The sequence below is a fragment of the Arthrobacter sp. Y3225209 genome (assembly GCF_059090685.1).
Window position 1 is genome coordinate 48744 of sequence record NZ_JBNHFW010000011.1, and the last position, 22693, is coordinate 71436.

19 protein-coding genes and 1 tRNA gene are annotated in these 22693 nt (G+C 65.1%); 16 read left to right on the plus strand and 4 right to left on the minus strand.

The genetic code is table 11. The annotated features are described in order from the left end of the window. Positions 1-59: 59 nt before the first annotated feature. The 11 genes from trpB (at position 60) to pyk (ending at position 14729) form a co-directional block, all read left to right on the plus strand. On the plus strand, positions 60-1403 hold the full coding sequence (gene trpB / locus AC5RVB_RS08120) for a tryptophan synthase subunit beta (RefSeq protein WP_227902084.1): 1344 nt from the start codon (positions 60-62) through the stop codon (positions 1401-1403). After that, positions 1400-2206, plus strand: a complete 807-nt coding sequence (trpA, locus tag AC5RVB_RS08125; RefSeq protein ID WP_227902083.1) for a tryptophan synthase subunit alpha — start codon at positions 1400-1402, stop codon at positions 2204-2206. Before trpB ends, trpA begins: the two co-directional genes overlap by 4 nt. Then, complete coding sequence (lgt, locus tag AC5RVB_RS08130) at positions 2206-3228, plus strand: prolipoprotein diacylglyceryl transferase (protein ID WP_290245156.1); 1023 nt, start codon at positions 2206-2208, stop codon at positions 3226-3228. Before trpA ends, lgt begins: the two co-directional genes overlap by 1 nt. A gap of 258 nt (positions 3229-3486) precedes the next feature. Next, entirely contained in the window at positions 3487-8076 is a 4590-nt protein-coding gene (gene gltB, locus AC5RVB_RS08135) for a glutamate synthase large subunit (RefSeq protein ID WP_494142442.1), read from the plus strand. Beyond that, positions 8069-9526, plus strand: a complete 1458-nt coding sequence (locus tag AC5RVB_RS08140) for a glutamate synthase subunit beta (protein ID WP_227902080.1) — start codon at positions 8069-8071, stop codon at positions 9524-9526. The genes gltB and AC5RVB_RS08140 overlap by 8 nt, the downstream gene beginning before the upstream one ends. Positions 9527-9808: 282 nt before the next feature. Further along, positions 9809-10180 (plus strand): PadR family transcriptional regulator, encoded by a 372-nt coding sequence (locus AC5RVB_RS08145; protein WP_227902079.1) that lies wholly within the window; start codon positions 9809-9811, stop codon positions 10178-10180. Next, entirely contained in the window at positions 10161-10523 is a 363-nt protein-coding gene (locus AC5RVB_RS08150; RefSeq protein WP_227927908.1) for a DUF1048 domain-containing protein, read from the plus strand. Before AC5RVB_RS08145 ends, AC5RVB_RS08150 begins: the two co-directional genes overlap by 20 nt. A 22-nt stretch (positions 10524-10545) precedes the next feature. Continuing rightward, entirely contained in the window at positions 10546-11349 is an 804-nt protein-coding gene (locus AC5RVB_RS08155; protein WP_494142443.1) for an ABC transporter ATP-binding protein, read from the plus strand. Beyond that, the gene (locus AC5RVB_RS08160) at positions 11346-12104 is read left to right on the plus strand and encodes an ABC transporter permease (RefSeq protein ID WP_494142444.1); all 759 of its coding nucleotides are present in this window, start codon (positions 11346-11348) and stop codon (positions 12102-12104) included. The genes AC5RVB_RS08155 and AC5RVB_RS08160 overlap by 4 nt, the downstream gene beginning before the upstream one ends. A gap of 85 nt (positions 12105-12189) precedes the next feature. After that, positions 12190-12999: a hypothetical protein gene (locus AC5RVB_RS08165; protein WP_494142445.1), complete on the plus strand. Its 810-nt coding sequence runs from the start codon at positions 12190-12192 to the stop codon at positions 12997-12999. Positions 13000-13217: 218 nt separating this feature from the next. Continuing rightward, positions 13218-14729 carry a pyruvate kinase gene (gene pyk, locus AC5RVB_RS08170; RefSeq protein ID WP_227902074.1) on the plus strand — a complete coding sequence of 504 codons (1512 nt, stop codon included), beginning with the start codon at positions 13218-13220 and terminating at the stop codon, positions 14727-14729. Between the two features lie 94 nt (positions 14730-14823). Here pyk and AC5RVB_RS08175 read toward each other — a convergent pair whose 3' ends face one another. Continuing rightward, positions 14824-15417, minus strand: a complete 594-nt coding sequence (locus AC5RVB_RS08175; protein ID WP_227902269.1) for an ANTAR domain-containing response regulator — start codon at positions 15415-15417, stop codon at positions 14824-14826. A gap of 178 nt (positions 15418-15595) precedes the next feature. Here AC5RVB_RS08175 and AC5RVB_RS08180 point away from each other — a divergent pair. Beyond that, positions 15596-15677, plus strand: a tRNA-Leu gene (locus tag AC5RVB_RS08180). 77 nt (positions 15678-15754) lie between these two features. Here AC5RVB_RS08180 and AC5RVB_RS08185 read toward each other — a convergent pair. Then, positions 15755-16492, minus strand: a complete 738-nt coding sequence (locus AC5RVB_RS08185; protein WP_494142446.1) for an aspartate/glutamate racemase family protein — start codon at positions 16490-16492, stop codon at positions 15755-15757. A 70-nt stretch (positions 16493-16562) separates the two neighbouring features. Further along, the gene (locus AC5RVB_RS08190) at positions 16563-18140 is read right to left on the minus strand and encodes an NCS1 family nucleobase:cation symporter-1 (RefSeq protein ID WP_494142447.1); all 1578 of its coding nucleotides are present in this window, start codon (positions 18138-18140) and stop codon (positions 16563-16565) included. 155 nt (positions 18141-18295) lie between these two features. Between AC5RVB_RS08190 and AC5RVB_RS08195 the strand changes: the two genes are divergently transcribed. Both AC5RVB_RS08195 and AC5RVB_RS08200 read left to right on the plus strand, forming a co-directional pair. Then, the gene (locus AC5RVB_RS08195; RefSeq protein ID WP_290245149.1) at positions 18296-18736 is read left to right on the plus strand and encodes an NUDIX hydrolase; all 441 of its coding nucleotides are present in this window, start codon (positions 18296-18298) and stop codon (positions 18734-18736) included. After that, a complete protein-coding gene (locus AC5RVB_RS08200) occupies positions 18733-19203 on the plus strand; it encodes an NUDIX hydrolase (protein ID WP_227927901.1) in 471 nt (156 codons plus the stop codon). The genes AC5RVB_RS08195 and AC5RVB_RS08200 overlap by 4 nt, the downstream gene beginning before the upstream one ends. A gap of 15 nt (positions 19204-19218) precedes the next feature. On the opposite strand, the gene AC5RVB_RS08205 is transcribed toward AC5RVB_RS08200, so the two are convergent. After that, positions 19219-19971 (minus strand): MerR family transcriptional regulator, encoded by a 753-nt coding sequence (locus AC5RVB_RS08205; RefSeq protein WP_227927900.1) that lies wholly within the window; start codon positions 19969-19971, stop codon positions 19219-19221. Positions 19972-20107: 136 nt separating this feature from the next. On the opposite strand from AC5RVB_RS08205, the gene AC5RVB_RS08210 reads away from it, so the two are divergent. Together AC5RVB_RS08210 and AC5RVB_RS08215 are read left to right on the plus strand one after the other, a co-directional pair. Further along, positions 20108-21058, plus strand: a complete 951-nt coding sequence (locus AC5RVB_RS08210) for a zinc-binding dehydrogenase (RefSeq protein ID WP_494142448.1) — start codon at positions 20108-20110, stop codon at positions 21056-21058. Positions 21059-21236: 178 nt separating this feature from the next. Continuing rightward, the gene (locus AC5RVB_RS08215; protein ID WP_494142449.1) at positions 21237-22658 is read left to right on the plus strand and encodes a YhgE/Pip domain-containing protein; all 1422 of its coding nucleotides are present in this window, start codon (positions 21237-21239) and stop codon (positions 22656-22658) included. Positions 22659-22693 lie beyond the last annotated feature (35 nt).

Consider the following 22693-nt stretch of genomic DNA (forward strand, 5'->3'; position numbering starts at 1 on the left):
CCAAACTCCCTGTCCGGGCAGCGATAGCCCGGGCTCAAGCAGGACAGGACAGAAACCCCATGATCGGGAAGTCGGAACAGGCACAGGCAGCGGGCGCTGCCGCAGAGACCGGATCAGGAAGCGTCACCGAGGCCTTCCTCAGCGGGGGAGCCTCCCTCCGCCATGCCTCCGGTCCGTATTTCGGCGAGTACGGCGGCCGATGGATGCCCGAATCCCTGATTGCGGCCCTCGATGAGCTGGAAGAGACCTTCGAGAAGGCCAAGGCCGACCCGGAGTTCACTGCCCAGGTTGCGGACCTGAACAAGAACTACTCCGGCCGTCCGTCCCTGCTCACGGAGGCCAAACGCTTTGCGGAGCATGCCGGCGGGGTGCGGATCTTCCTCAAGCGCGAGGACCTCAACCACACCGGTTCACACAAGATCAACAACGTCCTGGGCCAGGCCTTGCTCGCCAAGCGGATGGGCAAGACCCGGGTGATTGCCGAGACCGGTGCCGGCCAGCACGGTGTCGCCAGCGCCACCGCCGCAGCCCTGCTGGGGCTGGAGTGTGTGGTCTACATGGGGGCAGAGGACTGCCGCCGCCAGGCCCTGAACGTTGCCCGGATGGAACTGCTCGGCGCGAAGGTCATTCCGGTGACCAACGGCTCCGAGACCCTGAAGGACGCCATCAACGAGGCCCTGCGGGACTGGGTGGCCAACGTGGACAACACGCATTACCTGCTCGGCACCGCCGCGGGGGCGCACCCGTTCCCGGCCATGGTGCGGTACTTCCACGAAGTCATCGGCGAGGAAGCCCGCGCCCAGATGCTGGAGCAGACCGGCCGGCTGCCGGATGCAGTCTGCGCATGCATTGGCGGCGGCTCCAACGCCATCGGCATCTTCCACGGGTTCCTGGATGATCCGTCAGTGAAAATCTACGGCTTCGAGGCCGGCGGCGACGGGGTTGAAACCGGCCGCCACGCCGCCACCATCACCCTGGGCCGCCCGGGTGTGCTGCACGGCGCGCGGTCCTACCTGATGCAGGATGAGGACGGGCAGACCGTCGAATCGCATTCCATCTCCGCCGGCCTGGACTACCCCGGCGTAGGTCCGGAGCATTCCTACCTCTCCGACATCGGCCGGGTCAGCTATGAACCCATCACCGACGCCGAAGCCATGGACGCCTTCCAGCTGCTGTGCCGCACCGAGGGGATCATTCCCGCCATCGAATCCGCGCACGCCCTGGCCGGGGCCATCAAGGTGGGCCGCAGGCTCGCGGAAGAAGGCGACGCGTCCGAAAAGATCGTGCTGGTTAACCTCTCCGGCCGCGGCGACAAGGACGTGGCCACCGCCGCTGAATGGTTCAACCTGCTGGATGATCAGTCAGCCGAAGCCGAGATCGGCAAAGAAGGGGAACAGCTGTGAGCACCGAAGTCCGGCAGAGCAAGGCCGCGGCCGCCATTGACCGGGCGGCTGCCGAAGGCCGCGCCGCGCTGATTGGCTACCTGCCGGCCGGATACCCCACCGTGGCGGAAACCATCGCCGCGGGTATTGCCCTGGCGGAGAACGGTGCCGACCTGATTGAAATCGGCATTCCGTACTCGGACCCGGTCATGGACGGCCACGTTATTCAGGCCGCCACCACCCAGGCCCTGGCCGACGGTTTCCGCGTGGCCGAGGTATTCGACGTCGTTGCCGGTATTACGGCGGCCACCGACGCAGCCGTGCTGGTGATGACGTACTGGAACCCCGTGGTGCGGATGGGCGTGGATGAGTTTTCCCGCCGCCTGGCCGAGGCCGGGGGAGCCGGACTCATCACTCCGGACCTGGTGCCGGACGAGGCCACCGAATGGTTCGCGGCCTCGGATAAGTACGGCCTGGACCGGGTGTTCCTAGTGGCACCGTCCTCTACCGAGGCCCGTATGAAGAGCACCGTCGCAGCGAGCCGCGGCTTTGTCTATGCCGTTTCCATCATGGGTGTCACCGGCGCCCGGGACAGCGTCAGCGACGCCGCCCGGGACGTAGTCAGCGCCGCCCGTGCCGCCGGCGCGGAGCGGGTATGCGTAGGCCTGGGCGTTTCGCGGGCCGGGCATGTCCGCGAAATCGGCGCCTACGCCGACGGTGTCATTGTGGGCACTGCCCTGGTGGCCGCCCTGCGCGACGGCGGCGTCCCGGCCGTGGCCGAGCTAACCCGTGAACTGCACTCCGGAACCCCGAAGGCCCGTTAATGAACCTGATGCCGGTGCCTGCGGGCATCCCCAGCCCCTCCTCCGACTTCAGCAGCTTTTCGCTGGGGCCGCTGACCATCCATGTCTACGCCCTGTGCATCCTGGCCGGCATCCTTGCGGGTCTGTGGCTGACCTCCCGGCGCTGGAAGGCCCGTGGCCTGAACACGGACGATGTCTGGGACATTGCCATCTGGGCCATTCCCTTCGGCATCATCGGCGGGCGGCTCTACCACGTCATTTCCTCTCCGGACGCCTACTTCGGGGCGGACGGGGACCTTGCCCTCATTCCGCAGATCTGGCGGGGCGGGCTGGGGATCTGGGGTGCCGTGGCACTGGGCGCTGTGGGTGCCTGGATCGGGTGCCGGCGGGCGGGCATCAAGCTCTCCACCTTCGCCGACGCCGCTGCTCCGGGCCTGCTCCTGGCCCAGGCTGTGGGACGGTGGGGAAACTGGTTCAACCAGGAACTCTTCGGCGCGGAAACAGACCTGCCCTGGGGCTTGGAAATTGACGCGGACAACCCCAACTTCCCCGCCGACGCCGCACCCGGCACCCTGTTCCACCCGACCTTCCTTTATGAATCGCTGTGGAACCTGGCCGGCGTGGCACTGCTACTGCTTCTGGACCGCCGGTTCAGGCTCCGTGGCGGACGGCTGGTCTGGCTCTACGTGGCCTTCTACACCCTGGGGCGCCTCTGGATTGAGCTGCTGCGCATTGATGACGCCGAAATGATTACGCTTTTTGGCGTCACACAACGGCTTAATGTGTGGACCAGTGCAGCCCTGCTCATCGCCTCCCTGGCCATGTTTGTTTACCTGACAATCAAGGCACGCAAGGGCGGTGAGGGTTCCCTGTACCTTCCCGGCCGCGAACCAGCCGCTGAGCTCCCGGATAACAAGAACGAAACAGAAGCCGCGAAATCGGAATCGGCGTCATCCGGGCGCCCCGTGCGTGCTAATCTCGCAGAGACAAAAACCGAGGAGTCCCATCCTCACCGGTCCAAGGACAACGGACCTCCCGCCTAAGAACTCCGGGTTACCTCCCGGTGCTGCAGGCGGTAGCCACATTGAAGTGGCGCCAACGGCTGCAGCCCGGGAGACCCATCCGGAAAGCGCCGGTCACGGCAGGCAGGATTCCCAGTGGAACCGGATTTTCCGGTTTTCCGGGACGAAGTGAGCCGTAGAATCAATAAACGCCGCGGAGGATCCCCCTGAGGATTTCCCGCCGTGGGGCCAGCGTTGTCCCCTCCCGACGCTCTAATAAGGGGGAAGGACTCACTTCTTATGACTGATTCCCTGTCTGCTTTTTCCGACACCGTCGTGTCACCTTTCACCCGCTTTGCCGCGCTCCCGGAGGACTCCGGTCTGTACCGGGCCGAAAACGAGAAGGACGCCTGCGGCCTGGCGGTCATCGCCACCCTGCGAGGCGAGCCCACCCACGGGATTGTCGACGCCGCCCTCACCGCCCTGCGCAACCTCGAGCACCGCGGTGCCGTGGGCGCCGATGAAGGAACCGGCGACGGCGCGGGCCTGCTCACCCAGGTACCGGACGAATTCCTGCGGGCCGTGGTGGATTTCGAACTCCCCGCAGCCGGCGGCTACGCCGTGGGAACCGCGTTCCTGCCTACCGAAGACCGAGAACAGCACACCGCCCGGGCCGGGGTGGAAGCCATTGCCGCCTCCGAAGGCCTGCAGGTACTGGGCTGGCGTGAAGTCCCCGTGGTCGCCGATCTGGTCGGCGCCATGTCCCGGGCGTGCATGCCCTACTTCGTCCAGGTATTCCTGGCCCCCGAAGAAGGCCTCGGCACCGAAGACCTGGATGCCCGGGCCTTCCGCGTCCGGAAGCGGTCGCAGAACAAGTTCGGCGTCTACTTCCCCTCGCTGTCCTCCAAGACCATGGTCTACAAGGGCATGGTCACCACCGCGCAGCTGGAACCGTTCTTCCCGGACCTGTCCGACCCGCGGTTCAAGACCAAGCTGGGCATTGTCCACTCACGTTTTTCCACCAACACCTTCCCGTCCTGGCCGTTGGCCCAGCCGTTCCGCACCATTGCCCACAACGGTGAGATCAACACGGTCAAGGGCAACCGCAACTGGATGCGCGCCCGGCAGTCCCAGATGAAGAACCCGCTGCTGGGGCAGACGCCGGAGGAACTGTTCCCCATCTGTACCCCCGGGGCCTCCGATTCGGCGTCCTTTGACGAGGTGGCGGAGCTGCTGATGCTCTCCGGGCGGCCCATTACCCACGCGATCATGATGATGATCCCGGAGGCGTGGGAAAACCATGCCACCATGGACCCGGCCCGCCGGGCGTTTTACCAGTACCACTCCATGCTGATGGAGCCGTGGGACGGTCCCGCTGCCGTCTCCTTCACCGACGGCACCCAGGTGGGTGCGGTGCTGGACCGCAACGGCCTGCGCCCGGCCCGGTACTGGGTAACCGATGACGGCCTGGTGGTCCTGGCCTCCGAAGTCGGCGTGGTGGATATTGACCCGGCCACCGTGGTCCGCAAGGGCCGTGTCTCGCCCGGCAAGATGTTCCTGGTGGACACCGCCGAGAGCCGGCTGATTGAAGACGAGGAAATCAAGTCCGAAATTGCCGCCGCCAACCCCTGGGCGGAATGGGTGAAGGAGAACCAGGTCCGGCTGGAGGAACTGCCCGAACGCGAGCACGTCCTGCACACCAAGGCCTCCATCAACCGCCGCCAGCGGACCTTCGGTTACACGCAGGAGGAACTGCGCATCCTGCTGGGCCCGATGGCCCGCACCGGTGCCGAGCCGCTCGGCGCCATGGGGTCGGATACCCCCATTGCGGTGCTCTCCAAGCGGCCGCGGCTGCTCTTTGACTACTTTGTGCAGTCCTTCGCCCAGGTGACCAACCCGCCGCTGGACGCCATCCGCGAGGAACTGGTCACCTCCATGCAGGCCTCCATTGGGCCCAACGGCAACCTGCTCTCGCTGAAACAGGTGAAAACCAGCCAGGTGGCGCTGAAGTTCCCGGTCATCAACAATGACGAGCTGGCGAAGATCGCCAACCTCACCGACGAGGACGGCGAACGGATCGCACTGAAGGTCCGCGGCCTGTACCGCCCCCAGGGCGGCGAAGCGGAACTGCGGGCCCGGATCAGCGAAATCTGTGAAAAGGTTTCCGGCGCCGTGAACCGCGGTGTGCAGTACATTGTCCTCTCGGACCGGGATTCCAACGCCCAGTGGGCGCCGATCCCGTCCCTGCTGCTGCTTTCCGCCGTGCACCACCACCTGCTCAAGAGCGCCAACCGCACCAAGATCTCCCTCCTCGTGGAGGCCGGAGACGTGCGCGAGGTGCATCACGTGGCCGTGCTCATCGGCTACGGTGCGTCCGCTGTGAACCCGTACCTGGCCATGGAAAGCTGCGAGGAACTGGTCCGCAACGGAGACATCACCGGTGTCACCCGTGAAGAGGCCGTCACCAACCTGATCAAGGGCCTGGGCAAGGGCGTCCTGAAGATCATGTCCAAAATGGGCATCTCCACCGTGGCCTCCTACTGCGGCGCCCAGACCTTCGAGGCGATCGGCCTCGGCCAGGAACTGGTGGACGAGTTCTTCCACGGCACGCAGACCCAGCTCGGCGGCGTCGGACTGGACGTTATTGCCGCCGAAGCCGGCGCCCGGCACGCCGAGGCGTACCCCGGCGACGGCGTGGAGGAGCCGCACCGTGCGCTGGACAACGGCGGTGAATACCAGTGGCGGCGCGAAGGCCCGCCGCACCTGTTCAACCCCGAGACGGTATTCCGGCTGCAGCACGCCACGCGTGAGCGCCGGTACGACGTGTTCAAGGCCTACACCAACGGTGTTAATGACCAGTCGAAGAACCTGATGACCCTGCGCGGCCTGCTGGACTTCCGCACGGGGGAGCGTCCGCCCGTGCCGCTGGACGAGGTGGAGCCGGTCTCCAGCATCGTCAAGCGCTTCTCCACCGGTGCCATGAGCTACGGCTCCATCTCCAAGGAAGCGCACGAAACCCTGGCCATTGCCATGAACCGGCTGGGCGCGAAGTCCAACACCGGTGAGGGCGGGGAAGACGTGGAGCGGCTGCTGGATCCCGAGCGCCGTTCGGCCATCAAGCAGATTGCCTCCGGCCGGTTCGGCGTCACCAGCCTGTACCTGACCAACGCCGAAGACCTGCAGATCAAAATGGCGCAGGGCGCCAAGCCCGGCGAGGGCGGCCAGCTGATGGCCCAGAAGGTCTACCCCTGGGTAGCCCGCACCCGGCACTCCACCCCGGGCGTGGGGCTCATTTCCCCGCCGCCGCACCATGACATCTACTCCATCGAAGACCTGGCGCAGCTGATCTATGACCTGAAGCGCTCCAACCCGTCAGCCCGCGTGCACGTCAAACTCGTGTCCGAAGCCGGAATCGGCACCGTGGCGGCCGGCGTGACCAAGGCCAAGGCCGACGTCGTACTGGTGTCCGGGCACGACGGCGGCACGGGCGCCTCGCCGTTGAACTCGCTCAAGCACGCCGGTGCGCCCTGGGAGCTCGGCCTGGCCGAAACCCAGCAGACACTGATGCTCAACGGACTCCGGGACCGCGTAGTGGTCCAGGTGGACGGCCAGCTGAAGACCGGGCGGGACGTAGTGATTGCCGCGCTGCTGGGCGGGGAGGAATTCGGCTTCGCCACCGCGCCGCTGGTGGTGTCGGGCTGCATCATGATGCGGGTCTGCCACCTGGATACCTGCCCGGTGGGCGTGGCTACGCAGAACCCCGAACTCCGCAGCCGCTTCACCGGCAAGCCGGAGTTCGTGGTGAACTTCTTCGAATTCATTGCCGAGGAAATCCGCGAAATCCTGGCCGAGCTCGGGTTCCGCACCCTGGAAGAAGCGATCGGACACACCGAACTGCTGGACACCCGGGCAGCGATTGACCACTGGAAGGCCGACGGGCTGGACCTGGAGCCGATCCTGCGCGGCGCCGAGGTGGACCCCGGTGCTCCGCTGCGGAACATGGTGTCGCAGAACCACGAACTGGATCTGCACTTCGACAACAAGCTGATCGAGATGAGCGCAGATGCGCTGCAGAACCGTGCACCGGTGCGGATTGCCCTGGATGTGGTGAACACCGACAGGTCGGTGGGCACCATGCTCGGTCACACGGTCACCAGAACCTTCGGTACCGACGTCCTGGCACCGGACACCATCGACATCACCCTTACCGGCCAGGCCGGCCAGTCCCTCGGGGCGTTCCTCCCGGCAGGCATCACCCTGCGCCTGTTCGGCGATTCGAATGACTACGTGGGCAAGGGCCTCTCCGGGGGCCGGATCATCGTCCGCCCGGACCGCGGGAACGTGTTTGCCGCCGACCGCAACGTCATTGCCGGCAACGTGATCGGCTACGGCGCGACCAGCGGGGAGATGTTCCTCAGCGGCCAGGTGGGCGAACGCTTCCTGGTCCGCAACTCCGGGGCCACCGCCGTTGTTGAAGGCATCGGCGACCACGGCTGCGAATACATGACCGGGGGACAGACCCTGATCCTGGGCCCGACCGGACGCAACTTCGGCGCCGGCATGTCCGGCGGCACCGCGTTTGTCATCGACCTGGTGGAGGCGAAGGTCAACAAGGAAAGCCTGGAGCGCGGGGAACTGCGCCTGGAGGCTCCGGATGCGGAGGACATCGACATTGTCCGCGGCCTGCTGGTCCGGCACGTCGAGGAAACCGAATCCGACCTGGCACGCAAACTGCTGGAAAACTTCGAGGACACCGTGTCCCGGATTACCAAGGTGCTGCCGCGGGACTACGCCGCAGTGCTCGGCGCCCGCGCCTCAGCCGTGGAAGCGGGACTCGATCCCGACGGCGCTGAAGCATGGACTCAGATTTTGGAGGTTACCGGTGGCTGACCCACGCGGATTCTTGAAGGTACGCGAACGCGAAACCCAGCCCCGGCGCCCCGTGCCGGTGCGCATCATGGACTGGAAGGAAGTCTACGAAGCGCAGGAGAAGGGTGTGCTGAAGGCACAGGCCGGGCGCTGCATGGACTGCGGCATTCCGTTCTGCCACCAGGGCTGCCCGCTGGGCAACCTCATTCCGGAATGGAATGACCTGACCTGGCGGGACAAGGGCGCGGAGGCCATTGAACGGCTGCACGCCACGAACAACTTCCCGGAGTTCACCGGACGGCTCTGCCCGGCACCCTGCGAGGCGTCCTGCGTGCTGGGCATCAACCAGCCGCCTGTCACCATCAAGCAGGTGGAGGTATCCATCATTGATGAAGCCTGGGGTGAAGGCTGGGTAACCCCGCACCCGCCGGAGCGGCTCACGGACCGCACCATCGCCGTCGTCGGCTCCGGGCCCGCCGGACTGGCAGCCGCCCAGCAGCTCACCCGGGCCGGCCACACCGTGGCCGTCTACGAACGTGACGACCGCATTGGCGGGCTGCTGCGCTACGGCATCCCGGACTTCAAAATGGAGAAAATCCAGGTGGACCGCCGCTTGGAGCAGATGCGCACCGAAGGCACGCGGTTCCGCACCGGTGTGGAAGTGGGCAAGGACATCAGTTGGGAGCAGCTGCGCCGCCGCTATGACGCCGTGGTAATTGCCACCGGCGCCACCGTGCCCCGCGACCTGCCCATCCCCGGACGGGACCTGACCGGCGTGCACTTCGCCATGGACTACCTGGTCCAGTCCAACAAGGCCGTGGCCGGGGACAGGGTGAAGAACCAGATCAGCGCCGAGGGCAAGCATGTGGTGATTCTGGGTGGCGGCGACACGGGTGCCGACTGCCTGGGTACCGCCCACCGGCAGCAGGCAGCGTCCGTCACAACCCTGGCGATTGGCCAGCAGCCGCCCGCCGAGCGTGCCGCGCACCAGCCGTGGCCGATGTACCCGACGCTGTTCGAGGTGGCCAGTGCCCATGAAGAGGGCGGGGAACGGACCTACCTTGCCTCCACCGTCGAGTTTGTGGGGGAGAACGGGAAGCTGACCGGCGTCAAGGTGGCGGAAACGGAGTTTGTGGACGGAAAGCGCCTGCCGAAGGCCGGCACTGAGCGGGTCATCCCCGCCGACCTGGTCTTCCTGTCCCTGGGCTTCACGGGTCCGGAACCGGCAGGCCTGGCCGAACAGGTTTCCGCGGAGTTCGATGACCGCGGCAACGTGATCCGGGACGGTTACTACATGACCGGCACTCCCGGTGTGTTCGCGGCGGGCGACGCCGGACGCGGGCAGTCCCTCATTGTCTGGGCCATTGCGGAGGGCCGGGCAGCAGCTGCAGCCGTGGACCAGTGGCTGATGGGCTCCACCCGGCTGCCGGCGCCGGTGGCTCCGACGGACCGGGCCATCACCCCGCTGTAGGCCCGCTGCCGGTCCCCGAAGTGCAGACCGGCTGCTCGAGGTACGACAACACACAGTTACGACAGAACACACAGTCACGACAGAAAACACAGCTACGACCGAACAGGCCCGAAGACCCAGCACCGGCGGCTGGGCCTTCGGGCCTTTTTGGTGCCCTGGAATCCCGTGCGGCTCCCGTGCCCCGGAATCTTCTGCCCGGCCCACTTCCCGCCGCAGCTACCTAGTGTTACTGTCTAGTGGTGGTCAGTACCACTAGGTAGTTGACGTGAGCAGGGGCGGTCCATGGGCAAACAGATGACGGAGATGCTCAAGGGCACCCTCGAAGGCATTGTCCTGGCCCTCATTGCCGCGAATCCGGCCTACGGTTACGACATCACGGCACGGCTCCGGGATCAGGGCTTCAGCGATATTGCCGAGGGCACCGTATACGCCCTCCTGCTCCGGATCGAAAAACGCGGTCTCGTCGACGTCGAGAAGGTGCCCTCGGAAAAGGGGCCGGCGCGCAAGGTTTACACCCTGAACGCACAAGGTGCGGATTACCTCCGTGAGTTCTGGGGCAGCTGGAGCTTTCTGACGGCACGGATAGAACACCTGCAGCGGGACGTCCAACAGCCGCACAACACGGGAGGCAATGATGGCCGCGAAATGGATTGAGCTTGTGACCGGACCGTTTGAGGATAAAAGGCGCTGGCGCCGCTTCAAGCAGCGCAAGGCCCAGCTGCCTGCGGGATACCGGACCGCCATGGACGGCCTCGAGCGCTACTTTATGTACGCGGGACCAATCGCCAAGGGCGACGTCTATATCCAGATGCTCGAAGACCTCGCTGACCTGATTGAGCGCGCCGCCGTCGACGGGACGCCTATCCGCGGCGTCGTCGGTGAGGATCCGGTGGAGTTTGCAGAGGCCTTCATCGCGAATTATGCGGACGGCCAGTGGATCGACAAGGAGCGCAGGCGCCTGGTCGACACCATCGACCGGTCCGAGGGAGAGGCATAACCACCGGGATTGGAGACCGGCTATGCGTACCAACCACACCCTTGACCCCGCCATCCGGGTAGAGGGCATTGAAAAATCGTTCCGGGATCTGCAGGTGCTGCGCGGAGTCGACTTTGACGTAAGCGCAGGCAGTATCTTCGCACTGTTGGGCTCCAATGGTGCGGGAAAAACAACGCTCGTGCGGATTCTCTCTACTTTGTTGGCCGCCGACGCCGGGACCGCCGCGGTCTCCGGCTTCGACGTCGGAACCCAGCCCGCCGATGTGCGCCGCTCCATCAGCCTGACCGGCCAGTTCACGGCGGTTGATGACGTGCTGACGGGCCGGGAGAACCTGGTCCTCATCGCCAAACTGCGCCACCGGAAGAATCCGGGTGCGGTTGCGGACGAGATGCTCGCCCGGTTTGCGCTCACCGACTCGGGGACCCGCAGGGCAGGCACCTATTCCGGCGGAATGCGGCGACGCCTCGATATCGCGATGAGCCTGATCGGGGAGCCGGGGGTGATTTTCCTGGACGAGCCGACCGCCGGCCTGGACCCCCAGGCGCGCAACGAGGTGTGGCGCACCGTCCGGGAACTGGCCGCGGCCGGAACCACTGTCCTGCTCACCACGCAGTATCTGGACGAGGCGGAGCAGCTCGCCGACCGCATCGGGATCCTGCACCAGGGCGTCATCATCCGGAACGGCACCCTGTCCGAGCTGCAGCAGCTCCTTCCGCCGGCCAAGACTGAGTACGTCACCAAGCAGGCGTCCCTCGAGGACGTCTTCCTCGCCCTGGTCGGCGACACCGGCCGGACTCCGGCCGCGGAAGAAAGGGAAAGCCGATGACTGCCCTCAGCGATGCCGCCGCCCTGACCGGCCGCTCCCTGCGGCATGTGCTCCGCAGCCCGGATACCGTGATCACCACTGCCGTCACCCCGGTCGCCCTGATGCTGATGTTTGTCTACGTCTTCGGCGGCGCCATCAGCACCGGATCGGGTGAGGCCTACATCAACTACATGCTGCCCGGCATCCTGCTGATCACCGTTGCCTCCGGTGTCGCCTATACGGCCTACCGGTTGTTCCTCGACAAACGGGACGGGATGTTCGAACGCTTCCAGTCGATGCCCATTGCCCGCTCGGGGGTGCTCTGGGCGCATGTACTCACCTCGGTGAGTGCAAACCTTGCCGCGGTTGCCCTGGTTATCGGTGTGGCCGTGATGATCGGGTTCCGCAGCGGTGCATCGCCGGTAGCCTGGTTCTCCGTCGTCGGGATCCTGGTCCTGTTTACGCTGGCGCTCACCTGGCTGGCGGTGATCGCGGGCCTGGTGGCCAAAACCGTCGACGGCGCCAGCGCCTTCAGTTACCCGCTGATCTTCCTGCCGTTCATCAGCTCGGCATTTGTCCCCACCGGGACGATGCCCGGACCAGTTGCGTGGTTTGCGGAGAACCAGCCGGTCACGTCAATTGTGGACGCCATGCGGGCGCTGTTCGACCAGCAACCTGTCGGCGCCGACTTCTGGATAGCGCTGGCCTGGCTGGCGGGTATCCTCGGTGCTGCCTACGCCGGCGCCATTGCCATCTACCGCCGCAAGGTCGGCTGACCGTTTCGGGTAGAGTGTGGCGTCCGTACCGGATCCGGTATTGGACAGGCATACTTTCGGACACGCATATTTGGGGGAGCGCAGGATGGTGGCAGGCGTTATCGGGACCGTTTTCGGGATCGGCGTCACGGTGGGGCTGGTGACGCTGGTTGTTTTCCTCACCGCACGCCGCAGGGCCAAAAAAGCCGGTCCGGGTGCGCGGGTGGAGTTTAATCCCCGGGGATTAAAGGGCGTGCTGCTGTTTGTAGGCGCCATTGCAGTGCTGGTATGGCTGGCGGTGCTGATGGCCATCAACTCCGACCGACCCTCGTGGGTGTTCAGTGTTGGAATAGTGTTCCTCCTCGGAATGCTTCGGCCGGTTATCCAGAAGCAGGCCGGGAGCATGTTTGTGGTCAGCGGGGAGGGCAAAGGCGCGGTCGGCACTCCGGCTACGCCGGACGGGTATTACAGCCCGGCACAGTTCCCAGCGGCTCAGTACCCGGCGGCTCAGTACCCGGCGGCGCAGTCCAGCCCGGCCCAGTACCCGGCGGCGCAGTCCAGCCCGGCCCAGTACCCGCCGACGCACTTTATGAGCGGCGAAGCGGTTTCTGCACAGTACGGGGCGCCGGCCGAGCCCGCCGGTGGAACGCCCGAACCGGACCCGCGCCCCGCGGGAACGAAGAAACCGCTCACCCGCAGGCAGGCGGACTTTCGGCTGCTGTACCTTCCGGCGGCGGCGAGCGTAGCGGTCGCCCTGGTACTGGGCTTCGGCGGCAACTGGACCGCGGCCGGCTTCCTTATGGGACTGGCAGTCATCAGCGCGCTCAGCTACGTGATGTTCCGGAGATCAGTGTCCGGCCCGGCGGGCGCCAAGGCCGCCGCGGCGGCACAAAAAGGAGAAGGTACGCCCGGATAGTGCTGATGGCGGCTGCACAGATTCCCACGGCTTGCCTTCCGCACTGCCGGATGCGGGCCCGCACGGCGCCATTTGCGCCTGTCTGTGGGAATTTGTGCAGGCTTCCGGACTGGCGGTACGGAATTTGACCTGCTTCGGAGCCGTCAAGCGCGCGGCACAGCGGCCCCGGCAGCCCCGGTCCCATGCGGAAACCGTCAAGGAAGACTAGGCTGGGAAATATGAGACGCGCAAAGATTGTTGCCACTTTTGGACCAGCGATCGCCAGCTATGAAAATACCGTAGCGGTTCTTCGCGCGGGCGTGAATGTCGCCCGTATGAACATGAGCCACGGCGACCACTCCGTACACAACGCCACGTATGAGAACGTGCGCAAGGCTTCCGCTGAGCTCGGCATGCCCGTAGGCATCTTCGCCGACCTGCAGGGACCCAAAATCCGGCTCGGCCGGTTCACCGAGGAACCCCACTTCCTGAATGTGGGTGATACGTTCACCATCACCACCGAGGACATTCCCGGTACCCGGGAAATCTGCTCCACCACCTACAAGGGCCTGCCCGGCGACGTCAAGATCGGCGACTTCCTGCTGATCGATGACGGCAAGGTCAAGCTGCGGGCAGTGGACGTTACCTCCACCACCGTGGTTACCCAGGTTGTTGTGCCCGGCAACGTGTCCAACAACAAGGGCATTAACCTGCCCGGCGTTGCCGTGAATGTGCCTGCACTGTCCGAAAAGGATGAGGATGATCTCCGCTGGGCACTGAACCGCGGCGTGGATATGGTTGCCCTCTCCTTCGTGCGCGACGCCGGCGACATTGCCCGGGTGCACGAAATCATGGACGAGGAAGGCCGCCGCGTCCCGGTGATTGCCAAGATCGAGAAGCCGCAGGCCGTGGCAAACCTCGAGGAAATCATCGACGCGTTCGACTCCATCATGGTTGCCCGCGGCGACCTCGGCGTCGAGCTGCCGCTCGAAGAGGTTCCCCTGGTACAGAAGAACGCCATTGAACTGGCCCGCCGCTGGGCCAAGCCGGTGATTGTGGCCACCCAGGTGCTCGAATCCATGATCGACAACCCCCGCCCGACCCGCGCCGAGGCCTCCGACTGCGCCAACGCCGTGCTTGACGGTGCCGACGCCGTGATGCTCTCGGGCGAAACCTCCGTGGGCAAGTACGCCATCGAGACGGTGGAGACCATGGCCCGGATCATCGAGTCCACCGAGGAGCACGGCCTGAACCGTGTTCCGCCGCTGGGTTCCAAGCCGCGCACCCGCGGTGGTGCCATCACGCGTGCCGCCGTCGAAATCTCGGACCAGCTGGACGCCAAGTACATCTGTACCTTCACCCAGTCCGGTGACTCCGCCCGCCGGCTTTCCCGCCTGCGCCCCTCCAAGCCGGTGTTCGCCTTCACCCCCGTGGAGGAAACCTACCGCTACATGACCCTGTTCTGGGGTGTCGCACCCATGCTCGTTGAGTTCGCCGAGCACACCGACCAGATGACCGCCCAGGTGGACCGGACACTGCTCGAAGAGGGCCTGGTGGAGGACAATGACCTGGTGGTCATCGCCGCCGGTTCGCCTCCCGGACAGGCCGGTTCCACCAACAGCCTCAAGGTGCACCGCGTAGGCGACATCGCCGACGCCGGCCAGCGCTACGAAGGCCAGGAACGGATCAAGGAAAAGGTCGGCCCGTGGCCGGTCAAGGACAGCAAGAAGGGCAAGGCCAAGGCCATCTAGCCTTCCGGCCGTGCCGCAGAAACAGCCCTGCCGCACCAACAGTAAAGGCCCCGTCCGATTGGACGGGGCCTTTACTGTTGGTGCTACGTTAAGATCAGTTGACCTGGTTGATGATGGTCTCGGCTACCTCGCGCATGCTCAGTCGGCGGTCCATGGAGGTCTTCTGGATCCAGCGGAAGGCCTCGGGCTCGGTCAGTCCCATCTTGGTGGTCAGCAGCGACTTGGCACGCTCCACCAGCTTGCGGGTGGCGAACTGCTCCTTCAGGTCCGTGACCTCTTCCTCGAGGGCCTTGATCTCCTCGTGGCGGGACAGGGCAATCTCAATGGCAGGGATCAGGTCCGCCGGGGTGAAGGGCTTGACCACGTAGGCCATGGCACCGGCTTCGCGTGCCCGCTCCACCAGTTCCTTCTGGCTGAAGGCGGTCAGCAGCACTACCGGAGCAATACGGGCCTTGACGATCTGCTCGGCTGCGGTAATCCCGTCCATCAGGGGCATCTTTACATCCATCAGGACCAGGTCCGGCTTCAGCTCCTTGGCCAGCTGCACGGCCTTCTCGCCGTTGTCTGCCTCGCCAACGACGTCGTACCCCTCGCCGGTCAGGATTTCGACAATGTCGAGGCGGATCAGGGTCTCATCTTCAGCGACGAGGACGCGGCGGGCCGGCGCGTTGGAGGACGCGGCATTCACGGCCTCGGCGGGCGCCTCAGTGGTAGACGGTGCGGGCTCGGTGGACTCAGACACAGGTGGCTCCTCAGATACGGTCTCTCCTGCCGGCGCACCGGCAGTTCACGTATTCAGCCTATCCGCATGTAGAGTTGTTTTGCGTCCAACACGGCAACTACCCGTTGTTCGTGACAGACGGCACGCCCGAATGGCGGAATTGGCAGACGCGCTGCACTCAAAATGCAGTATCGAAAGGTGTGTGGGTTCGAGTCCCACTTCGGGCACCGCTATGCAAAAGCACCCCGGTCCTCGGACCGGGGTGCTTCTGTTTGGCCTTTTGGGAACGGCAGTCGAAACCGGATCAGTGCTGCAGGGAACCGGCGGCAAACGGCCAGTTGCGGAACAGCTTCGGGCGGCCCGGGGCATAGGTCCGGACCTTGGAGGTGCTCAGCCCCATCCGGACCAGGGACTCTGCAACGGTCACCGCGGCTGCCACGCCGTCAACCACCGGTGCACCCGTACGTTCCGCAATACTGTCCTTCAGCCCGGCCATGCCGCCGCAGCCCAGGCAGATGACCTCCGCCCGGTCCTCCTGAACCGCAAGCATTGCCTGCTCCGTGATGGCACGCACTGCGGCCTCGGGATTCTCCTCGAGACCTAGCACCGACATTCCGCTGGCCCGCACCGAGGCGCACCGGTCCAGGAGTCCGGCCAGTTTCAGGCGGTCCTCAATCAGCGGAACCGTGCGGTCAAGGGTGGTCACCACCGAGTATTTGTGGCCCAGATACATGGCCGTGGCCGCGGCGGCTTCGGTGATGTCCACCACGGGGACATCGAGCAGTTCCTGCAGCCCCTCCCTGCCATGCTCGCCGTAGCCCGCCTGGATCACGGCGTCGAAGGGTTCGGGATAGGCCTTTACTGTTTCCATTACCGCTATGGCGGCCAGATAGCTCTCATAGTTTCCTTCCACGGATTCCGCCCCGAAGAGCGGTGTCAGCGGAATGATTTCGGTCCCGGGTGACGCGGCCGCGGCTGCCTCGGCGCCAATGGACTCGGTCATGGTTTCCGTGGTGTTGACGTTCAGCACAAGAATGCGCATTCTGTCTTCCTTTCGCTTTGCGTCGGTGTTGGCGTCTTTCAGTGCCGACGTCGTTTAGTGCCTGGGTCGTTTAGTGTCTGGGGGCGACGGCGATAGCCTCGCCGTCGACAGCCCGGAAGGTCCCGTGCCGATTGGTGATGATGAGGTAGATGACCGCTGCCAGGATGGCTCCGACAAACCAGGAGAATCCGGCCACCAGGCTGAACGCGGGAACCAGCGCCAGGACCAGTGCGACGACGGCGGCCGGCGTGCCCGCGATGATCGCCTTGCGGTTTACCCCGCGGGTGTAGGCATAGTCGCCGTCGGGGGACTCCGAATAGAGATCGGGCATGTTTACCCTGCCCTTACGCACCAGCCAGTAGTCGGCCATGATGACACCGAACAGGGGGCCCAGGAGCGCGCCAAGTCCGCCCAGGAAGTACACAATCACCACGGGGGAGTTGTACAGGTTCCACGGCAGGATGATGAGCCCGATGACTGCCGACACCAGGGCGGCCCGGCGGAAGTTCAGCCGGCGCGGGAAGAGGTTGGCCAGGGTATAGATGGGGGCGACGAAGTTGGCCATCAGGTTCACCGCGATGGTCAGGATGATCAGGGCAAGGGCCGCAAGCACCAGCAGGAACGTGTTGGGGATGGTGTTCACAATGTCGGTGGGGGATTCGATGATGGTCCCGTCGATCCGGTATTGGGCACCGGCCAGGACAATCACGATGACGGCAAAAAAGAGCATGTTGATCGGGATGCCGAAGAAGTTGCCGCGCACCACCGAGCGTTCGGAAGGGGCGCCGCGGGTGAAGTCGCAGAAGTTCAGGACAAAGGTTCCGTAAATGACCACCCACAGAGCTGCCGACTGGAAAATCCGGACCCACATTTCACCGCCGGTCAGGGACTCGGTGGTGGACCAGGCGATGGACCCGCCGGCTTCCACGAACATCCAGATGGCCAGGGCCAGCATGGTGACCAGGATGATCGGCCCGGCAAATGCTTCATACTTGCGGATCATTTCCATCCCGAAACTGACAATGATCACCTGCACCACCCACAGGGCCACAAAGGAGATCCACCCCAGCGTGGAGAGCCCCAGGAAGGAATTGGTGTCCAGCGGCGCCAGGTTCGGGGCCAGCGCGAGGATCAGCACGCGCAGCACCACGGACGCCAGATAGGTCTGGATGCCGAACCAGGCAATGGCGACGGCGCCGCGGATAACTGCGGGAATCTGGGCTCCCTTCACCCCGAAGGCAATCCGGCTGATGACCGGGAAGGGGGCCCCGGTGCGCTCACCCATAAAGCCGGAGAGGTTCAGCAGCAGGAACAACAGCACCGCCCCAAGCGCAAAGGCCAGCAGGATCTGCCAGGCGCCCAGGCCCAGGGCGAACAGCCCGATGGCGAACGCGTAGTTGCCCAGCGAGTGCACGTCATTGGCCCAGAGGGTAAAGATGCTGTAGGCGTGCCAGGTCCGTCCCTTTCTGGTGGTGGGCGCCAGATCCGCGTTGTAGAGCTTCGGGCTGACCCCCGGCGGCAACGGGACCGTCTCCGGTTTTGTTCCCGTTAGGGACGCCACGGCCGGGTCCCCCACGCCTCCCGGCTCCGGGTCCACCAGATGCGGGGGCACGCGCTTTGCGCGTTCGCTGCGGGCATTTTGAGACATTTTCGGGCCTTCCTGCAGGCGGTAATCCGGGACAGTCCAGCCAGCATAGTGTGATGTCCGTCATATTTAGTTTTGTGTAACGGCACGCCGTTAGGCTGATGCCGTCCGCCCCATTAAAAGGAGACTGATCCGCCGTGACCGACCGGTTCCGAGTAGTGCCAGCCAGCTATCTGATTCTTCCGCGGGGGGATCAGATCCTGCTGCAGCTTCGGCAGGGCACCGGATACATGGACGGCTACTGGGCAACCGCCGCTGCCGGGCATGTGGAAGCGGGGGAGTCTGCCGTGCAGGCGGCAGTGCGGGAGGCGCGCGAGGAGTTGGGCATCTCCGTAGCACCCGACGACGTCGTGCCCCTCACTGCCATGCACCGCACCAACGGAGGCGGTCAGGCTGTGGATGAACGGGTGGACTTCTTCTTCACCTGCACCCGCTGGAGCGGTGAACCGCGCATCATGGAGCCCGGCAAGGCGGCGAAGCTGGCGTGGTTTGCCCTCCACGACCTGCCCGCCGCCGTCGTTCCCCACGAACGTTTTGTCCTGGAGCGGCTGCGCGCGGACGTGCCGCCGGTTGTCACCTTCGGGTTCGAGCCCGCATGATCACCAGTGCCGGCATCCTGCTGTACCGGCGGCGGCAGGATGGCCTGCAGGTCTGGATAGGTCACATGGGCGGACCGTTCTGGGCCCGGAAGGATACGCATGCCTGGTCTATCCCCAAGGGTGAATACCTGCCGGAGGAGGATCCCCTGACCGCAGCGCTTAGGGAATTCAGTGAGGAAATGGGCACGCCCGCTCCCGCCGCGGAGTATGAACTGCTGGGCAGTTTCCGCCAGTCCGCGAAAAAGGCCATCACGGTTTTCACTGCTGAATCGGACTTTGATCCGGAGCGGATAGCGAGCAATACCTTCGCCCTGGAATGGCCGAAAGGCTCGGGCCGGATCCGTGAGTACCCCGAGATTGACGACGCCAGCTGGTTTTCCCCTGCGGTGGCGCGCACCAAACTGGTCAAAGGCCAGATCCAGGTGCTCGAGGCCCTGCTGCAGCGGCTGGTGGAGCAGGAACCGTAGAGGGCGTGACGCGCGTTAGCCGGCGAGTCCCCGCGCATAGGTACGCAGGGCGTCCCGGACATACCGGGCGCCGTCTGCAAACTCGCGGGTGTAGTGGACCGCGAACCGCTCGTCAGCGGCGTACATGTCCGCCAGCCCTTCGAGCATTCGCGGGTCGGCCTGCCGCTTGCCGGAGCCAGCGGCAATCCAGGCCGCGTGCCGCTGCGCTAGCTCCTGCACCTGGGGGCTGTCCGGTGCCAGTCCCTGGCGCTGGGCTGTGTCCCAGGCGTCCTGGAGCGCGGCGTGCTCGGCCTGGAAGCCTTGTTTCCGCGCCTCATCGAGCGAAGCCCACCAGCGATCCGATGCGGCATAGGCATCCGGGCCCCAGCGTTCCTCCACCTCCTCCCGATACTGCGTGTGGTCAAAACCTTCAAACATCTTCTCTGCCATGATGTCCTCTCCTTTTTGGAGTGCTGCCAGCGTGGAGCGGACAGCGTTGATTTGTGTCTGCAGCCGGTCCCGTTCAGCCTGCAGATGGCGCAGGTGCCGGGTCAGGGCCGCTGAGTCGTCCTGTTCACCGTCAAGGATCTTCCTGATCTGCGGCAATGACAGGCCGAGGTCGCGCAGCAGCAGAATGCGCTGCAACCGCACCAGGGCATCCCGGCCATACCGGCGGTACCCGTTGCTTCCCACACGCGTGGGTGGCAGCAGCCCGATGCTGTCGTAATGGCGCAGCGTGCGGGACGTAGTCCCGACCAGCTTCGCCACCTCCTTGATGGACCAGTCCATGCGTTTCCTTTCCATGCCCCTCCAGCCTAGAACTTGACGCAACGTCAAGGTCAAACGACCGCCGGCAGGCGCCCCGATCGAGCCGGGGATAGGCTGGATAGGTAAGCAGAAGCGCACCCATGGAGGGAGTATTTCCATGAAGGCATGGCAGTTTACCGGGACCAACAAGCCGCTGGAACTCAACGAGGTTCCTGAGCCGCACGCCGGGCCAGGGCAGGTTGTGGTGGAGGTCAAAGCGGCAGGAGTCTGCCACTCAGACGTGACTGCACTGGATGATCCGGGCTGGATGCCGTTGTTCTTCCAGCTGCCCCGCACCATGGGCCATGAGAATGCCGGCGTGATTGTCGAAGTCGGCGAGGGCATGGAGCACTGGAAGGTCGGGGACCGGGTAGGCCTGGCGCCGGTGATGAGTGACGGAGATGCCCTCGGCTACGGAAAGTGGGACGGCGGCTTCGGTCCGAAACTGCTCGCCACGGACGACAACCTGGTCAAACTCCCGGATGAAGTCCCCTTTGACCTGGCCGCCATGGCCACTGACGCCGGGCTTACCGCCTACCACGCCATCATGGCCGTAGGCGGAGCGAAGGCCGGTATGAAGGTGGGCGTGATTGGCCTGGGCGGTCTGGGATACATCGGCGCCCGGGTGGCAGTGCTCGCCGGTGCCGAGGTCTACGGCGCCGAAATCAACCCGCAAACCCGCGACCTGGCCGAGGAGATTGGGCTGGCCGGCGTTGCCGAATCGATTACCGAGTTCAAGGACAAAAACCTGGACCTGATCGTGGATTATGCCGGTTTTGGCAGCACGACGGCGGGGGCCGTGGAGACACTGGCGGAGTACGGCACCCTGGTACAGGTGGGAATGGGCAGGCTGGAAGCGAACATCAGCACCTACCCGCTCATCATCAACCAGCTCACCATCAAGGGCTCCAAGTCCGGCACCAAGGAGGACCTCGAAGCACTGTACGAGCTGATGAAGTCCGGGAAGCTGAACCCGCCGATGAACATCATTGAGCAGAAGGACATTCCCGACGCGATCGACAAGCTGCGGGCCGGCGGAGTAGTCGGCCGCTTCATCGCCAAGTACTAGGGCTGTCCGCTCCGGGCCGCCCGGCAGGAATTCGGCAGGAATTCGGCAGGAATTCGGCCTCCCGCCGGGCCGGGCGGCCCCGGACCGTATCCACGGAACAGGGCAGCGGGCTAGCCTCGAACGGTAAGGGCGAGAAGGTGCGTCCACAGTACAGCTCGGCTGCTTCGGAGGTATCCGCATGCCCGCACATTCAGCGCAACCGGATCAGCCCGGAACCCCTTCGCCGCAGACCCGCCGGGGTGCGGCGCCGTCCACGGCAGGCGTGTACCTCTCACCGCGTATGTGGCTGCTGCCGCTGCTGGTCCTCCTGCTGCTCGGCGGGGCGGGCACCGCCCTGTATATCGGCGGCCTGGGCAGCCCGGGAAACCACCTCAAACACTTCCCCGTTGCCGTCGTGAACCAGGACAGCGGGATGCAGACGCCTGCCGGCAGCGAGAACCTGGGGCAGAACATTACCGACGAAATGGTGAAGGGGTTCAGCAGCAACGACGAGATTGACCTGCGGGTCCTGTCCTGGGAAGAGGCGCAGGAACAAATGGGCAAGGGGCAGATCCACGGTGCGGTGGTAATCCCGGAATCCTTCTCCGCAAATGCCACCGCACTGGTCAGCGGCTCACTCAGCGACACGCAGGTCACGCGGCCGGACATCACCGTCTACACCAACCCCCTGGCAGGACCGCTGGCAAGTAGCCTCGCCACCTCTGCCCTGGACCCGGCCGTGGAACAGGCCAACAAGACCCTGGGCGAACAGCTGACCGCTTCGGCACGCGAAGCCCAGGGACAGGCACAGGCAGAACTCCAGGGCGAGCTGGCACGGCTGGGAGCGGACCTGCCGCCCCAGCTGCAGCAGCAGGTGGCGCCGAAGGTCGACGGTACGTCCTCCGACCTGCTGGCGGAGCCCATTTCCGTTACCCGGGACGTTTACAACCCGCCGCCGGAAGGGGCGGCCCTGGGCATGGGCGCCTTCTTCTACTCCGTGCTCCTGATGGTCGTGGGACTGAGCGGTACCGTGGCCATCCACTTCCTGGTGGACGCCCGGCTGGGGGTGGCGCCGGTGGAACTTGGGCCCCGCTTCTCCCTGGGCCCGCCACTGCAGCCCGCCCGCTGGAAGACCTATCTGCTCAAATGGGGCCTGGTGGTCCTGGGCGGGCTGCCCACCGCCGGCCTGATGATGTGGGTGGCCTCCGCCGTCGGCATGCCGATACCGAACGGCGGCTGGTTCTTCCTCACCACGTGGCTGTCCATTGTCACCGTGTCGGCGGTAACCATGGCCCTGATTACGCTCTTTGGCAGCGCCGGGATGATCCTGTCCCTGATCTACGTGGTGTTTATGGGCCTGCCTGCGGCCAGCGGCGTGGTGCCGCTGGAGGCGCTGCCCGGATTCTTCACGTTCATTGCCCGCGGCGAACCGCTGTACCAGATGACCATGGCCAACCGGGCGGTGCTCTATTTCAACGCCGACGCCGACGCCGGGGTGCAGAGCGGGGTGATCGGCATGCTCATCATCATGGTGATTGCCGTGGCCCTGGCGATGATCTTCGCCGCTGTCTATGACCGGATGTTCGGATACAGGGCACTGCGGGCAGCTGCCCCCGCCTAGGGGCAGGGCGCATTACTGACGGCGTGCCGCCGGCC

Coding starts and splice junctions, on each gene's coding strand:
- trpB (WP_227902084.1), top strand. CDS start 60: ATGATCGGGAAGTCGGAACAGGCACAGGCAGCGGGCGCTGCCGCAGAG.
- lgt (WP_290245156.1), top strand. CDS start 2,206: ATGAACCTGATGCCGGTGCCTGCGGGCATCCCCAGCCCCTCCTCCGAC.
- gltB (WP_494142442.1), top strand. CDS start 3,487: ATGACTGATTCCCTGTCTGCTTTTTCCGACACCGTCGTGTCACCTTTC.
- AC5RVB_RS08145 (WP_227902079.1), top strand. CDS start 9,809: ATGGGCAAACAGATGACGGAGATGCTCAAGGGCACCCTCGAAGGCATT.
- AC5RVB_RS08150 (WP_227927908.1), top strand. CDS start 10,161: ATGGCCGCGAAATGGATTGAGCTTGTGACCGGACCGTTTGAGGATAAA.
- AC5RVB_RS08155 (WP_494142443.1), top strand. CDS start 10,546: ATGCGTACCAACCACACCCTTGACCCCGCCATCCGGGTAGAGGGCATT.
- AC5RVB_RS08160 (WP_494142444.1), top strand. CDS start 11,346: ATGACTGCCCTCAGCGATGCCGCCGCCCTGACCGGCCGCTCCCTGCGG.
- AC5RVB_RS08165 (WP_494142445.1), top strand. CDS start 12,190: ATGGTGGCAGGCGTTATCGGGACCGTTTTCGGGATCGGCGTCACGGTG.
- pyk (WP_227902074.1), top strand. CDS start 13,218: ATGAGACGCGCAAAGATTGTTGCCACTTTTGGACCAGCGATCGCCAGC.
- AC5RVB_RS08185 (WP_494142446.1), bottom strand. CDS start 16,492: ATGCGCATTCTTGTGCTGAACGTCAACACCACGGAAACCATGACCGAG.
- AC5RVB_RS08190 (WP_494142447.1), bottom strand. CDS start 18,140: ATGTCTCAAAATGCCCGCAGCGAACGCGCAAAGCGCGTGCCCCCGCAT.
- AC5RVB_RS08200 (WP_227927901.1), top strand. CDS start 18,733: ATGATCACCAGTGCCGGCATCCTGCTGTACCGGCGGCGGCAGGATGGC.
- AC5RVB_RS08205 (WP_227927900.1), bottom strand. CDS start 19,971: ATGGACTGGTCCATCAAGGAGGTGGCGAAGCTGGTCGGGACTACGTCC.
- AC5RVB_RS08210 (WP_494142448.1), top strand. CDS start 20,108: ATGAAGGCATGGCAGTTTACCGGGACCAACAAGCCGCTGGAACTCAAC.
- AC5RVB_RS08215 (WP_494142449.1), top strand. CDS start 21,237: ATGCCCGCACATTCAGCGCAACCGGATCAGCCCGGAACCCCTTCGCCG.